Genomic DNA, 13,971 nt, shown 5'->3' with positions numbered 1-13,971 from the left:
CTGATCGTGCGGTGTCGGCCGCGAATGCGGCCGTCACAGCGCCACGCACACGTTGGTGGGTTCGGTGTAGAAGTGCAGCGCCGCCTCGCCGCCCTCGCGGCCGATGCCGGACAGGCCCACGCCGCCGAATGGCGAACGCAGGTCGCGCAGATACCAGGTGTTGACCCAGGACATGCCGACGTTCATCTTCTGCGCGACGCGGTGGCCGCGCCGCAGGTCGTTGGTCCACACGGCCGCGGCCAGGCCGTATTCGGTGTCGTTGGCCAGGCGGATCGCCTCGTCCTCGGAGTCGAAGGGGACCAGGCCGGCGACGGGGCCGAACACCTCCTCGCGCATCACGCGGGCGTCGTTGGTCAGGCCGGTCCACAGGGTCGGCTCGATCCACGAGCCCCCGGCCAGTCCGCCCTCCATGCGGGGCACGCCGCCGCCGGTGATGACCTGCGCCCCCTCCTGCACGGCGAGGTCCATGTAGTGCTGGACCTTCTCGCGGTGCTTCTGCGAGATGAGCGGGCCGGTGGTGGTGTCGAAGTCGGTGGGCGGGCCCAGACGCAGTTTCTCCGCACGCTCGACCAGCCCGGCGGCGACGTCGTCGAAGATGCCGCGCTGGATGTAGACGCGCTCGGTGCACAGGCACACCTGCCCGGTGTTGGTGAAGATCGAACGGGACAGCCCGTCGATCGCCTCGCCCAGGTCCACGTCGTCGAACACGACGGCGGCGTTCTTGCCGCCCAGCTCCAGCGACACCGGGCGCACGCGTGGCGCGACGGTCTTCATCACGTGGGTGCCCGTGGCCGACGAGCCGGTGAACGTCACGCCGTCGATGCCCGGGTGGCCGGTGAGGAACGCGCCCGCGGAGTCCGCACCGAAGCCCTGCACCACGTTGTAGACGCCGCGCGGAACGCCCACCTCGTCCATGACCTCGGCGAGCAGCGACGCGGTGGCCGGCGTGTCCTCGCTGGGCTTGACCACCACGGCGTTGCCGCTCATCAACGCCGGCGCCACCTTCCAGGTGAGCAGCAGCAGCGGCAGGTTCCACGGCACGATGATCGCGACGACACCGAGGGGCTTGCGCACCGCGTAGTTGAGCGCCCGCCCGCCGTCGGCCGTCTCGGTGATGAACGAGTCCTGCCCGGCGGCCGAGACCACGTCGGCGTAGGCGCGGAAGTTCATCGGCGCGCGGGCAACGTCCAGCTTGCGCGCCTGGGTGATGGGCTTGCCCGTGTCGGCGATCTCGGCGGCGACGAACTCGTCGAACCGCTCCTCGATGCGGTCGGCCACCTTGCGCATGAGGGCGGCGCGCGCGCTCACCGCGGAATCGGCCCAGCCGGCGTCCAGCGCGGCGCGCGCAGAGCGCACGGCGCGGTCGACCAGGTCCTCGTCCGCCTCATGGACCCGCGCGTACGCGGTGCCGGCGGCCGGGTCGATCGCCGGGAACGCGCGGGTCGGGTCCGGATCGACGAAACCGCCGTCCACGTAGTTCCGAATCCACTGCTCAGGCTGTGCGGTCATGACTCCACTGTGATCCCCATCGCCATGCGATTCCAATACTCATTCCGAAAGGGGGTATGCCAAAATGGCTATGCCGATGCAGTCCTCGCGCTCGCGCGCCGCACACCATGCCGAAATGGGCATATCTCGCCACCGTTGCAACATTGGACAGGCATGTGTCCGGCGGCACAAGATGAACCATCCCCTGAGACCCCCACCCCCTGACGCTCCACCCCTGACACCCATGACTGCCCGCACACCGCCGGACCGGGAGGCGCACGTGATCGACCCGCGCATCGAGGCGCTCTACAACGTCCGCCGCACCGTCACCCCCGACGTGTTCGACGCCAACATGGCCGCCTACCGGGCGCGTTCCGACGACGCGGTGCGCGGCCTCGCCGGCCACCGCGACCTCGTCTACGACGCCGCGAGCGGGCAGCAGCTCGACGTCTGGGCCCCCGGCACCGCGGCGTCCCCTCGCCCGGTGTTCGTCGTGATCCACGGCGGCTACTGGCGGGCGCTGTCCCGCCACGACACCGCGTTCATGGCCCGGGCGCTGGCCGACCACGGCATCGCCACCGTCACCGTCGACTACGGGCTCGCCCCCGACACGCGGCTGCACGAGATCGTCCGCCAGGTGCGCGCCGCCGTCGCCTGGGTGCACCGTCACGGCGGCGCATACGGGCTGGACACCGGGCGGATCGTCGTCGGCGGCAGCTCGGCGGGCGGGCACCTGACCGGCGCGGTGATGACGCCCGGTTGGCAGGAGGAGACGGGCGTGCCGCGCGACGCCGTCCGCGCCGCAATGCCCATCAGCGGGCTGTTCGACCTGCGCCCGCTGGTGCACGCGTCGCCCAACGAGTGGCTGTCGCTCAGCCCGGACGACGCTGCCGCGCTCAGCCCCGCTTTGCAGCCCACCGTCGGCTCCTACCTGCCGCCCGCCGTGATCGCGGTGGCCGAGCACGACGGCGAGGGCTTCCTGGAACAGAGCCGGCGCTTCCATGAGACCTGGTCACGCCGCGCCGACGCCAAGCTGCTGACGATCCCGGGACGCAACCACTACGACGTGTTCCTCGACCTGGCCGATCCCTCCACCGACCTGTTCCAGGCGCTCACAGGCCTGTTCGCGACGACCGCCGGTGCCGCAGCGGCCCCGGCGGTGCGGGCCGGCAGCGCATCCTGACCACCGGAGAACCCCCCGTCACCGGCGGGTCTCCCATCCCCAGTGAGGTCCGAATGTTCAGCAAGATCCTTGTGGCCAATCGAGGTGAGATCGCGATCCGCGCGTTTCGTGCGGCGGTCGAGGCCGGTGCGCGCACGGTCGCCGTCTACGCGTTCGAGGACCGCAACTCGCCGCATCGGCTCAAGGCCGACGAGGCCTACCAGATCGGGGCGCCGGGTCATCCGGTGCGCGCGTATCTGGACGTCGACGAGATTCTGCGGGTGGCCCGTGAGTGCGGGGCGGACGCGGTGTATCCGGGCTACGGGTTCTTGTCGGAGAATCCGGAGTTGGCCGATGCGTGTGCGGCGGCGGGGATCGTCTTCATCGGCCCGGACGCGGACATCCTGCGGCTGGCGGGCAACAAGACGCGTGCCATCGAGGCGGCCCGGGCCGCCGGGTTGCCGGTGCTCGCGTCGACGGCGCCGGGCACCGATTTCGACGTCCTGGCCGCCGAGGGTGCGGCGATGGGGTTTCCGGTGTTCGTCAAGGCCGTCGCCGGCGGCGGCGGGCGGGGCATGCGCCGGGTCGACGATCCGGCGGAGCTGCCCGGAGCGTTGGAAGCGGCCTCGCACGAGGCGGCGACCGCGTTCGGTGACGGGGCGGTGTATGTGGAGCAGGCCGTGCTCGGCCCGCGGCATATCGAGGTGCAGGTCCTCGCCGACTCCGCCGGCGAGGTGGTGCACCTGTTCGAGCGGGACTGCTCGGTGCAGCGCCGCCATCAGAAGGTCATCGAGCAGGCCCCGGCCCCGGGCCTCGATGCCGGTTTGCGGGCGCGGATGTGCGCGGACGCGGTCGCGTTCGCCCGGCACATCGGCTACCGGTGTGCCGGGACGGTGGAGTTCCTCCTCGACGCGGCGGGCCGGTATGTGTTCATCGAGATGAATCCGCGGATCCAGGTCGAGCACACCGTCACCGAGGAGATCACCGACGTGGACCTGGTGGGCGCGCAGATGCGCATCGCCGCCGGGGCCACGCTCGCGCAGCTGGGCCTGTCCCAGGAGGCGATCGGGGTCCGCGGCGCGGCGATCCAGTGCCGGATCACCACCGAGGACCCGGCCAACGATTTCCGCCCGGACACCGGCCGGATCACCGCGTACCGCACCCCGGGAGGGGCGGGCATCCGCCTCGACGGGGGCACCTCAGTGGGCGCGGAGGTGGGCGCCTATTTCGATTCGATGCTCGTCAAGCTCACCTGCCGCGGCGCAGACCGGGGCAGTGCTCTATCGCGGGCGCGGCGGGCGCTCGCGGAGTTCCGCATCCGTGGGGTGGCGACGAACATCCCGTTCTTGCAGGCCGTGCTCGATGACGATGATTTCACCGCCGGCCCGGTCGATACGGGGTTCATCGCCGCCCATCCGGGGCTGCTCACCGCCCGGCGCCCGGCCGATCGGGGCACGAAGATCCTCGACTATCTCGCCGATGTGACGGTCAACGCCCCGCACGGTGAGCGGCCGGCCGGGGTGCGGCCGGCGGTGAAACTGCCCGCGGCCGGTGTGTCGGGGCTGGACCTGTCGGCGCCGCCGCCCGGCGGGTCACGCCAGCGGCTCGCCGCGCTGGGCCCCGAGGGGTTCGCCGCGGCGCTGCGCGACCAGTCGGCGCTCGGGGTGACGGACACGACGTTCCGGGATGCGCACCAGTCGCTTCTGGCCACGCGGGTGCGGACGCGGGATCTGGTGGCGGTGGCCCCGTATGTGGCGCGGATGACCCCGGAGTTGCTCTCGATCGAGGCGTGGGGCGGGGCCACCTATGATGTGGCGCTGCGGTTTTTGCGTGAGGATCCGTGGGAGCGGCTGGCGGCGTTGCGGGAGGCGGTGCCGAACGTCTGTCTGCAGATGCTGCTGCGCGGGCGCAACACCGTCGGCTACACCCCGTATCCGGCGGCGGTCTCCGACGCGTTCGTCGCTGAGGCCGCGGCCACCGGCATCGACATCTTCCGCATCTTCGACGCGCTCAACAATGTCGATCAGATGCGCCCGGCGATCGACGCGGTGCGCGCCACCGGCACCGCGGTCGCCGAGGCGGCGCTCGCCTATACGGGGGATCTGGCCGACCCGGCCGAGGACCTGTACACCCTGGACTATTACCTGCGGATCGCCGAGCGGCTCGTCGCCGCCGGGGCGCACATCCTCGCGGTGAAGGACATGGCCGGGCTGCTGCGCCCCGCGGCGGCCACGCGCCTCGTGGGAGCGCTCGTACAGGAGTTCGAGGTGCCGGTGCATGTGCATTCTCATGACACCGCGGGCGGCCAGTTGGCCACCTATCTGGCGGCGGCGGCCGCCGGCGCTTCCGCCGTGGACGGGGCGGCGGCGCCGCTGGCCGGGACGACGAGTCAGCCGTCGTTGTCGGCGATCGTCGCCGCGACCGCGCACACCGAATCGGATACGGGCCTCGATCTGGGCGCGGTGTGCGGGCTCGAGCCGTATTGGGAGGCGTTGCGGCGGGTGTATAAGCCGTTCGAGGCCGGGCTGCCCGCCCCGACGGGCCGGGTGTACACCCACGAGATTCCGGGCGGGCAACTGTCGAATCTGCGTACCCAGGCGGTGGCGCTGGGGCTCGGCGACCGGTTCGAGGACATCGAGACCGCCTACGCCGAGGTCGATCGGATGCTGGGCCGGCTGATCAAGGTCACCCCGTCGTCGAAGGTCGTCGGCGACCTGGCGCTCGCGTTGGTGGGTGCGGGCGGGTCGGCGGCGGATTTCGCCGCCGACCCCGGCGCGTTCGACATTCCCGATTCGGTGACCGGATTCTTCCGCGGCGAGTTGGGCGTGCCCGCCGGCGGTTGGCCCGAGCCGCTGCGCACCGCGGTGCTCGGCGGGCGGCGGGCGGCCCCCGAGCCGGTGGTCGAGATCACCGCCGGGCAGCGGGAGGCGCTCGAAGGCGGGTCGGCCGGGCGGCGGGCGATGCTCGACGAGCTGTTGTTCCCGGGGCCGGCGCGGGAGATGGCGGAGCACCGCGGGCGGTATGGCGACACCGCGTCCATCGGCACGCGTGAGTTCTTCTACGGGCTCACCCCGGGCGAGGAGCACCGGATCGAACTCGAGCCGGGCAAGACGCTGATCGTGGGGCTCGAGTCGATCTCGCCGCCGGATGAACGGGGCATGCGCACGGTGATGTGCACGCTCAACGGGCAGCTGCGCCCGGTGGTGGTGCGCGACCGGGCCGTCGAGGACGCCCGGCCGCGCGCCGAGAAGGCCGACCCGCGCAACCACGGTCACGTGCCGGCGCCGTTCGCCGGGGTGGTCACCCTGGCCGTCCAGGCCGGGGCCCGCCTGTCGGCGGGCGATGTCGTCGGGAGCATCGAGGCGATGAAGATGGAGGCCGCGATCACCGCGCCGGTGGCGGGCACCGTCACCCGCGCCGCCGTCGCGGACATCGCCCGGGTCGAGGGCGGCGACCTGCTGGTGGTGATCGAACCCTGACGGCCGTCGACGGGCCCCATGACGGACTACGCTCGGGGGCGACACGGCCCGGCGATCCCCAGGAGGGCGGAGTGGACCTGCCCAAGCTGCTGGACGGGCGGCTCAAGATCCGGCACCTGGTGCTCATCGACGCTCTCACCCGGCAGGGAAGCGTGATCGGCGCGGCCTCGGAGCTGCACATCACCCAGCCGGTGGCCACCCGCAGCCTGCGGGACATCGAGACCATCCTGGGGGTGGAGCTCTACGAGCGCGGCCCGCGCGGGGTCACGCCGACCATTTTCGGGTCGGCGTTCACCGACCACGCCCGCGCGGTGCTCGCGCAGCTGCGGCAGGCGGGCCGGCACGTGGTGGAGCTCGCGGACGCCGACCGGGGCACGGTGGTGGTCGGCACCCATCTGGCCGGGTCGAACGTCCTGCTGCCCCAGGCGATCGCGCGGCTGAAGTCCCGCCGGCCGTTGCTCACGGTCGTCCTGCGCGAGGGCGCCCCCGACGCGCTCATGGTGGACCTGGAGGCCGGGCGGATCGACCTCATCGTCGGCCGGCTCACCGCGCCGTCGACGAGCTCCATCGTGCGGGCCCCGCTGTACGAGGAACAGGTGGAGGTGTTCGCCGGGGCGCACCATCCTCTCGTCGGCGCCGACGCGCTGACCCTCCACGACCTGCACGGTTACCCGTGGATCCTGCCGGGCATCGAGACGGCGCTGCGCGCCGAGCTGGAGCAGGCGTTCGCGCGGTCCGGCGTGCCGCTGCCGGAGAACCGCGTGGAGGCCACGTCGTTCCTCGCCGTGCGGCAGCTGCTGCACGACACCGACACCGTGGCCGTGCTGCCCAGCCTCATCGGGCACAGCGACGCGCGGCTCAGCGTGCTGCCGGTGGCGCTGAGCACCATCGGGCACAGCGTGGGACTCACCTTGGTGGCCGGCCGGCCGCTGGGCCCGTCCGCCCTGGTGCTCGTGGACGATCTGCGCGCCGTGGCGGCCGGGCTGCGGTAGGGGCTCGATCAGGCCGTCGCACGCTCCGAGGCGGTAGGAGCCGTGCGATCGCCCGATGCGCTCATCCGCAGGTTCTCGTCGTCCTCCACGGGCGACTTGCGCAGCAGTTTCACATCCTGCCAGTAGCTCATGGACGTGAGCCACGGCGCGCGATCGCCCTGCTGCGGCAGGCGATCCACCGCGCGCTGGATGTAGCCGGCGCCGAAGTCGAGGAACGGCCGCGTCGGCATGCCCTCCGGCGCCTCGGGCACCACGGTGTCGGCGCCGCGGGCGTCCATCAGACCCAGCAGGCGGCAGAAGTGCTCGCACAGCATGCCGATCTTCAGCGTCCACGAAGAGTTGGTGTAGCCGATGGCGAACGCCAGATTGGGCACCCCGGAGAGCATGAACCCCTTGTAGGCGCGGGTCTGGTGCAGGTCGATCTCGCGGCCGTCGACGATCAACGGCACCCCGCCGAACGGCTGCACGTTGAGCCCGGTGGCGGTGATGATGATGTCCGCTTCCAGGTGCCCGCCGGATTCGAGGCGGATACCGGTCTCGTCGAACTCCGCGATCCGGTCGGTGACCACGGAGGCCGTCCCGCCGCGGATGGCGCGGAACAGGTCGCCGTTGGGCACCACGCACAGCCGCTGGTCCCACGGGTCGTACGGCGGGTTGAAGTGCGTCTCCACCGGATAGCCCTTGGGCAGCAGCCGCTTGTTGATGCCCAGGATCACCCGGCGCATCAGGCGCGGGAACCGCTGGCACAGCTGGAACATGATCTGCTGGCGGATGATGTTCTTCGTGCGCGCCACCGGGTGGGAGATGCGCTCGCCGAACACCTTGCGCAGCGTGTTGGCCACGAAGTCCTCGGAGCGCAGCGGGATGATGTAGGTGGGCGTGCGCTGGAGCATGGTGACGTGCTCCGCGTCGTCGCACATCGACGGCACCAGCGTGACGGCCGTGGCGCCGCTGCCGATGACCACCACCTTCTTGCCCGCGTAATCGAGGTCCTCCGGCCAGTGCTGCGGGTGCACCACGGTTCCGCGGAACCGTGCACGGCCCTCGAAGTGCGGCGTGAAGCCTTCGTCGTAGCGGTAGTAGCCGCCGGCGGAGAACACCCAGTTCGCGGTGATCGCGGACCGCGCACCGGTGTCGGTGTGCTCGACGTCGATGGTCCAGCGCGCGTCGGCCGACGACCACGACGCGCCGACCACCTTGTGGTGCAGACGCACGTGCTCGTCGATCCCGAATTCTGCCGCCGTCTCCCGCAGGTACGACAGGATCTTTCCCGCCGGGGCGATGGCGTCGTCGTCGTTCCACGGCTTGAAGTCGTAGCCGAAGGTGTGCAGGTCGGAGTCGGAGCGGATGCCCGGGTAGCGGAACAGGTCCCACGTGCCGCCGGTGCCGCCGCGCGCCTCGAGCACCGCGTAGCTGCGCCCCGGATGCTCGCGCTGCAGGTAGTACGCGGCGCCGATGCCGGAGATCCCCGCGCCGATGATGATCACGTCGAGGTGCTCGCGGGGGCCGCCCGCGCCCGCGCCGGTGCTGCTGTCGATGAGATCCGTCGCCGTCATGCCCGCTCCTGCCCTGTCGTCTGGTTGCGCTGCCGTCTTCGTTGATTCCATCTTCCCCGCCGTCGTCACCGCGCGGAATGTCAATGTGCACCTACATACACAGCAACTTGTGCAGTGTGCACCATCCGGGCCGGTTATGGTGGGCACCATGCCGTGGCCGACCCCCTCCCCGCGCGTCCAGGAGCTGATCCGGCAGGGCGCCGGCATCGCCTTGCACGTGCCCGAGGAGTGGATGGCGGACCTGGACACCGTCACGCTCTCGGGCGCGGCGCGCAGCCGGATCGCCGATGATCCGGTGCTCGCCGAGGCCACCCGTCGCACCAACCGCGCCAACCTGCTCACCTGGGCAGCCGCGAACGTGCGGGCCCCCGGGGAGCCGGTGACCGCACAGGTGGACGACGCGCAGATCGCCGTCGCCCGGGACATGGTGCGGCGCGGCCTGGACGAGGCGGCGCTGGACGCCTACCGAGCCGGGCAGAGCGTGGCCTGGCGGTACTGGATGAAGATCGCCTTCGCGCTCACCCGCGATCCGGCCGAGCTGGAGGAGCTGCTCGACGTCACGTCGCAGTCGATCTCGGCGTTCGTCGACGACGTCGTCACCGCGCTCGCCACCCGGATGCGGTCGGAGCGCGCCGAGCTGACCCGCGGCTCGCAGGCCGAGCGCCGCGAGGTGATCGCGCTGCTGCTCGAGGGCGCCCCCATCACCCGCGAGCGCGCCGAATCCCGGCTGGGCTACGCACTGGAGCGCACCCACCATGCGGCGGTGGTGTGGAGCGAGGGGCCGGACCCGGACGTCACCACCGTGGACCACGTGGCGGAGATCCTGGCCCGGCCGGCGGGCGGGGAGCCGTCGCTGATGGTGTCGGCGGGATCGGGGACGCGGTGGGTGTGGAGCCAGTCCGCGCCGGACCTCGCCGCAGTGGAGGCCGCGGCCGACGCGGCGCCGGACGTGCGCGTGGCCCTGGCCGGGCCCGCGCACGGGGTCACGGGATTCCGGCGCACGCACCTCGACGCGCTGACGGCGCAGCGGATGCTCGCCCGGCTGGGGTCGACCAGGCAGGTCGCCTACTACGACGCTATCGCGCTGGTGGCGCTGGCCACCGAGGATTCCGAGCGCGCGGCCCGCTTCGTCTCCCGCACGCTGGGCGGGCTCGAGCACGCCGACATCGCACTGCGCGAGTCGGTGTCGACCTACGTGCGCAGTCAGTCCAACGCCACCCGCGCCGCCGAGCTGCTCTACACGCACCGCAACACGCTGCTGCGGCGGCTCGAACGCGCCGAGGAGGCGCTGCCCCGGCCGCTGGCCGACAACCCGGTCGACGTGGCAGTGGCGCTGGACATCGTGCACTGGCGGGGCGCCGGCGGCCACGCCGGGGCACGGTGACCGCGGTCCGGATGCTCGTGTCCCGGGCCATGGTCGCGCCGACCGTCGGTCGACCGGAATGATCGTGGTCCCCCGGGCGAGCAGGTCCGTGGCGGTGAGACCGAACATCGCGCGGAAGGTGTCGCTGAAATGGCTCGGCGAGGCGAAGCTCGCGTCGGCAGCGGCATCGGTCATGCCGCCTCCCTCTTCGATCGCCGCCGCCACTGCCAGCAGCCGGGACCACAGCCGGTAGCGCCGAAGGCTCGTGCCGGCACCCGCGGAGAACACGTGCAGGAATCGCGAGGTCGACAGGCCCGCGTCCGCCGCCGGGTCGTCGAGGATCCTGTCCATCGCCTGCCGGACACGGTGGTCGACGGTATCGCGCTGATCGCCGCCCAGCAGAGTCCGGCACAGGTGCCCGGGATCGACATCGCCGCGCAACGCAGCGAGCAACCGGCCCTCGGCGCGATGAGTCGACGTGATGGTGCCCGCCCGGTCCCGCATTGCAGAGCGGAGGCGGTCGGCGTGCACCGAGCGGGGGTCCGTGTAGGAGAACAGCATGCGCCCGTCACCGGAGTCGATCCGGTGGGTCGTGCGTGCCGGGATCAGCGCGCTGCGGCATGTGCGTGCTCCATCGGCAGCGGTCGTGACGCTGAACGGGCCGTCGACACCGAGGGCGAAGCAGTGCACGGGCGTCGAATGCGCCCCCAGCTGGAACGACGGCCCCAGGTATGCGGCATGACCGGCCCACAGCCACACCACGCGGGTGGCTCCGACGGGCGCAGAGGCGGTCACAGGGTCCATGCCGTGGTCGTCCATGCCAGGGTCGCAGGCGTGCCGGTCTAGCGACAGTCACGCCTGCCGCGAACGCCTCCGGCGTCGTTGCTCCGATTCGTGTCCGGGCGATCGCAGCAGCGCGACACCGCACGCCAGCACCGCCAGCGCGGCGGCGTCCACCGCCGCCACTCTCGTGATCTGCGTGTTCACCGGGCCCTCCATCAGTGGCGTATCTCGGTGGCCGAGTTGCACCACTGTATGGGGCACTACTGCGGCCGCGCCCGGTTGCGGGAACGGGCCAGGCGTCGCCGAACAAGGTCGTGTGGCCTCGGTTGACCGCTCTGGCACGTACGGGTGCTGTTAAGGTCCGTGCCGGTGATCCGCTTCAGGAGGGGAGCGGATCGGTCTTTTCAGGGGAGTATTGATGACTCGGTTCTCAATAGTTGTGCGCACCGCCGCAGTGGCAACCGCGCTCGGGGCGGCGGCCGCGTTCCTGTCTGCCGGCACGGCGTCGGCCGAAGAACTGGCGCCACGCACGGCTACGGTCACGACGGTCGACGGCTGGGATGTATCGGTGACGGCATCGGATCTGTCGGTCCACCCGGTACCGAATCTGGCCGGTTCCCCCTTCACCCGTGAGGGGTTCGTCTCCGCGACGGTCACCGGCGAGGTGCAGGGTCAGGGCACTGCACCAGTGCGTTCAGGCAAGGTGGAGCAGGGCATTCAGATCGGCTGCGGAGTCGATGTGTCCAGTGGTGCGACGCTGGGGTTGAACGCGACCTTCGGCCCGAACGTGGGCATCACGATGGCGGGCCCGTCAGCCGGACTTAGTGCGACGGCAGGCCCGTCGGTATCGATCCAGGTCAAGCCGGGGCAGATCACCTCACTGTCGCTGGGGGAAAAGCAGATGCAGGGCCCGGCGGCCACGATCTCCGCGCACGGCGTCCATCTCAAGGTGGACGGATGCTGGGGGCCCGTCTCGGTCCGCACGTTCGCGATGGTGGCGATCTCGACCGACACCTCCGACGACAGTGCCTACGTCTACTCCGATCCGACGTGGCTGTAACCGGCACGCAGCCATAACGAGACATTGCATGGGACGGGGAGGACAGCGATGACGGCAGTGACTTCGGCTGATCGAGAGGTCGACGATCAACGCGATAGATCCACAGGTAGCGAGCCGGCGGGCGAGGGTGCCGCCGGAGCGTCGATGACGCTGCGAGCGACGGCAGCGGTGCTGATCGGCGTGATAGGGCTCTTGGTGGGTTTCGCGCACCTGGACCGTGTCCAGATGTGGGCGCTCGAGTACGGGCGTGCGTGGGTGTACTTGGGGTTCTTCCTCTACGCCTCGGTGTTCGGCAGGGTGTTCTGGTGGGGTGTCGACACCCTCATCGCCGAGTTTCGGACCGCGCGGCCGCACACCGCCGGCGGCCCGTCGGACGAGTGACGGGCGCCGCGCGGAGGACCGTCCGCAGCCTGGCCGGTGCTGCGGCAGCCCGGGCCGCGTGTGCCGCGCTCGCCGTGGGATTCGTGGGCACGATGACGGCGGCGGTGGCCGCCGCTGCCCCGGGGACGTCGGATATCCCTGGCTACGACGGTATGACCCCCGAGCAGCAGTGTGAGGCGGTGCGGGCACGGGACCATCAGCTGTGGCTCGACATGGTCGCCCAGCTGCCGCCCGGAACACCGCCGCCTCCGGAATACGTGAACCCGTGCGTACCGGAGGACCCGTCCTTCGCGCCGGGGGCCCAAGAGGACAACCCGACGACCGACGGTACGGAAACGACCGGCATCGGCGGGAATCAGCCGGGCCCTTCGGTGGGGACCAACGCGCCCACCGACATCCCGGTCGCACCGCCCGGCGCTGTGATCGTGCCTGTGCCGGAACACCCACCCGAGTCCACGGCACCCCTGCCGGGAGATACGACTGCGCCGCAGGACGCCCCCGCACCGGAAGCGCACGTGCAGCCGGGCAGCGAATCCGATCCCGCGGCCCCCGTGGGCCCCAATAACCGATCCGCGCCGAGAACCGCCGACGAGCCTGCCGGCGGGACCGGAGCCGAACCGGGCACGCAGGGCACGCCGAGTACAGCGAACGACGGCGGTGCTGTTCCGCCGCCGCAGGTGGAACCTTCCGGCGGCGACGAGGAGCCCGCACCGGCCGAGAAATTACTGCTGCTACTGATCGGCCTAGCCGGAGCAATAAAGGGAGCACCTCGATTTCGTACTCGCCACTTGGCTCGATTTAGCCGTAAAGATGCAGCATTGAGTCTCCCGTCTATCGGCCCCGCTGATGGAAAGTGGGTTCGCGACCCGAATCCACTGCCAAGCAAGGACCTCCCCTATGGGCCGTTTGCGGACGAGTACATCAAGTTGGATGAACCGATTTACGGGGGCTGGTCGAGCCAGATCCGCGCAGGTGACACAATGGACCAGACTATGGGTGACGTGTATGTACAATATCGGTTCAGGATTGTCAGCATGACTGCTCAAGAAGTGCATGTCGTAGAAGATGGAGGACAGTATTATAAAGAAACATACTATTCGTACAACTACGAGATGATGAAGTCAACAGTGGTGCAGCAGAATGTAGCCGGAAAATCCGCCCTTTACCCATTGCCATCCGAATGGGAATATATAGATGCAGCAACCATGCACGAAATTATTCGGAGCAACCCTGATGCTCAGTTCTATGTTCCTTCTGCACGGTAGGGTTCGCATGCACACGGGCAGAGGCGCAATCGCGCTTGCGGCGGTCCTATGCACAGCCTGTTCGGGAGGTGGATCCACACACCAAGCGAACCGTATGGATTGCGATATTGTTTCAGAGGTAAACAGCTCGCGTAACGCGATACTCGCGAACACAAGGGAGTTTCCCCAAGGTGAAATGAGTTACGAACAATACAGAAATGAGAAACTTGATAATTACAGGCACTTGGAGGAAGTGTACGATGACGCCTCACGTAGGGTGAATACGCAACAGTTGTCTGAGTCATTGGCGCATGTTGCGAGCGCTTTCGGCGCCGTGGTGGACTTCTCCGGCTGTGATCAAGCGGTGAATCAAGAATGCCTGTCTGAACTGAACAACAAGTTCAGGGAAATAAACCAGCGCATAGATGAGCTTGGCGAATTCTGCCAGAAATAACTGCGTCCC

General features: G+C 70.0%; 11 protein-coding genes and 1 pseudogene. 8 read left to right on the top strand and 4 right to left on the bottom strand.

The genetic code is table 11. The annotated features are described in order from the left end of the window. Positions 1–33 precede the first annotated feature (33 nt). Complete coding sequence (locus H4F70_RS00795; protein WP_182358647.1) at positions 34–1,509, bottom strand: 2-hydroxymuconic semialdehyde dehydrogenase; 1,476 nt, start codon at positions 1,507–1,509, stop codon at positions 34–36. A gap of 223 nt (positions 1,510–1,732) precedes the next feature. On the opposite strand from H4F70_RS00795, the gene H4F70_RS00790 reads away from it, so the two are divergent. The 3 genes from H4F70_RS00790 (at position 1,733) to H4F70_RS00780 (ending at position 7,121) form a co-directional block, all read left to right on the top strand. Further along, the gene (locus tag H4F70_RS00790) at positions 1,733–2,671 is read left to right on the top strand and encodes an alpha/beta hydrolase (protein ID WP_235681264.1); all 939 of its coding nucleotides are present in this window, start codon (positions 1,733–1,735) and stop codon (positions 2,669–2,671) included. Between the two features lie 53 nt (positions 2,672–2,724). Next, positions 2,725–6,129, top strand: a complete 3,405-nt coding sequence (locus H4F70_RS00785; protein WP_182358646.1) for a pyruvate carboxylase — start codon at positions 2,725–2,727, stop codon at positions 6,127–6,129. Positions 6,130–6,200: 71 nt separating this feature from the next. Further along, positions 6,201–7,121 carry a LysR substrate-binding domain-containing protein gene (locus tag H4F70_RS00780; protein ID WP_182358645.1) on the top strand — a complete coding sequence of 307 codons (921 nt, stop codon included), beginning with the start codon at positions 6,201–6,203 and terminating at the stop codon, positions 7,119–7,121. Between the two features lie 8 nt (positions 7,122–7,129). Here the strand turns inward: H4F70_RS00780 and H4F70_RS00775 are convergent, their stop codons facing one another. Then, positions 7,130–8,677, bottom strand: coding sequence for a flavin-containing monooxygenase (locus tag H4F70_RS00775; protein ID WP_182358644.1), 1,548 nt, complete (start codon positions 8,675–8,677; stop codon positions 7,130–7,132). A 148-nt stretch (positions 8,678–8,825) separates the two neighbouring features. Between H4F70_RS00775 and H4F70_RS00770 the strand changes: the two genes are divergently transcribed. Next, a complete protein-coding gene (locus H4F70_RS00770; protein ID WP_182358643.1) occupies positions 8,826–10,061 on the top strand; it encodes a PucR family transcriptional regulator in 1,236 nt (411 codons plus the stop codon). An 87-nt stretch (positions 10,062–10,148) separates the two neighbouring features. Here the strand turns inward: H4F70_RS00770 and H4F70_RS21050 are convergent. Both H4F70_RS21050 and H4F70_RS20770 read right to left on the bottom strand, forming a co-directional pair. Then, positions 10,149–10,391, bottom strand: a pseudogene (locus H4F70_RS21050) (helix-turn-helix domain-containing protein); the annotation flags it as partial. Positions 10,392–10,892: 501 nt separating this feature from the next. Continuing rightward, a complete protein-coding gene (locus tag H4F70_RS20770) occupies positions 10,893–11,027 on the bottom strand; it encodes a hypothetical protein (protein ID WP_268968348.1) in 135 nt (44 codons plus the stop codon). A 235-nt stretch (positions 11,028–11,262) separates the two neighbouring features. Here H4F70_RS20770 and H4F70_RS00760 point away from each other — a divergent pair, with 235 nt between their 5' ends. From H4F70_RS00760 to H4F70_RS00745, 4 genes are all read left to right on the top strand, one after another. Beyond that, a complete protein-coding gene (locus H4F70_RS00760) occupies positions 11,263–11,883 on the top strand; it encodes an MspA family porin (RefSeq protein WP_182358642.1) in 621 nt (206 codons plus the stop codon). 144 nt (positions 11,884–12,027) lie between these two features. Beyond that, complete coding sequence (locus H4F70_RS00755) at positions 12,028–12,264, top strand: hypothetical protein (RefSeq protein ID WP_182358641.1); 237 nt, start codon at positions 12,028–12,030, stop codon at positions 12,262–12,264. Positions 12,265–12,347: 83 nt separating this feature from the next. Then, the gene (locus H4F70_RS00750) at positions 12,348–13,529 is read left to right on the top strand and encodes a hypothetical protein (RefSeq protein ID WP_182358640.1); all 1,182 of its coding nucleotides are present in this window, start codon (positions 12,348–12,350) and stop codon (positions 13,527–13,529) included. Positions 13,530–13,704: 175 nt separating this feature from the next. Further along, on the top strand, positions 13,705–13,962 hold the full coding sequence (locus H4F70_RS00745) for a hypothetical protein (RefSeq protein WP_182358639.1): 258 nt from the start codon (positions 13,705–13,707) through the stop codon (positions 13,960–13,962). Positions 13,963–13,971: the final 9 nt, after the last annotated feature.

The organism is Tomitella gaofuii (genome assembly GCF_014126825.1).
Classification (GTDB): Bacteria; Actinomycetota; Actinomycetes; order Mycobacteriales; family Mycobacteriaceae; genus Tomitella; species Tomitella gaofuii.
The sequence above is the reverse complement of the archived record's forward strand: the minus strand, read 5'-3'. Positions and strand labels throughout refer to the sequence as shown.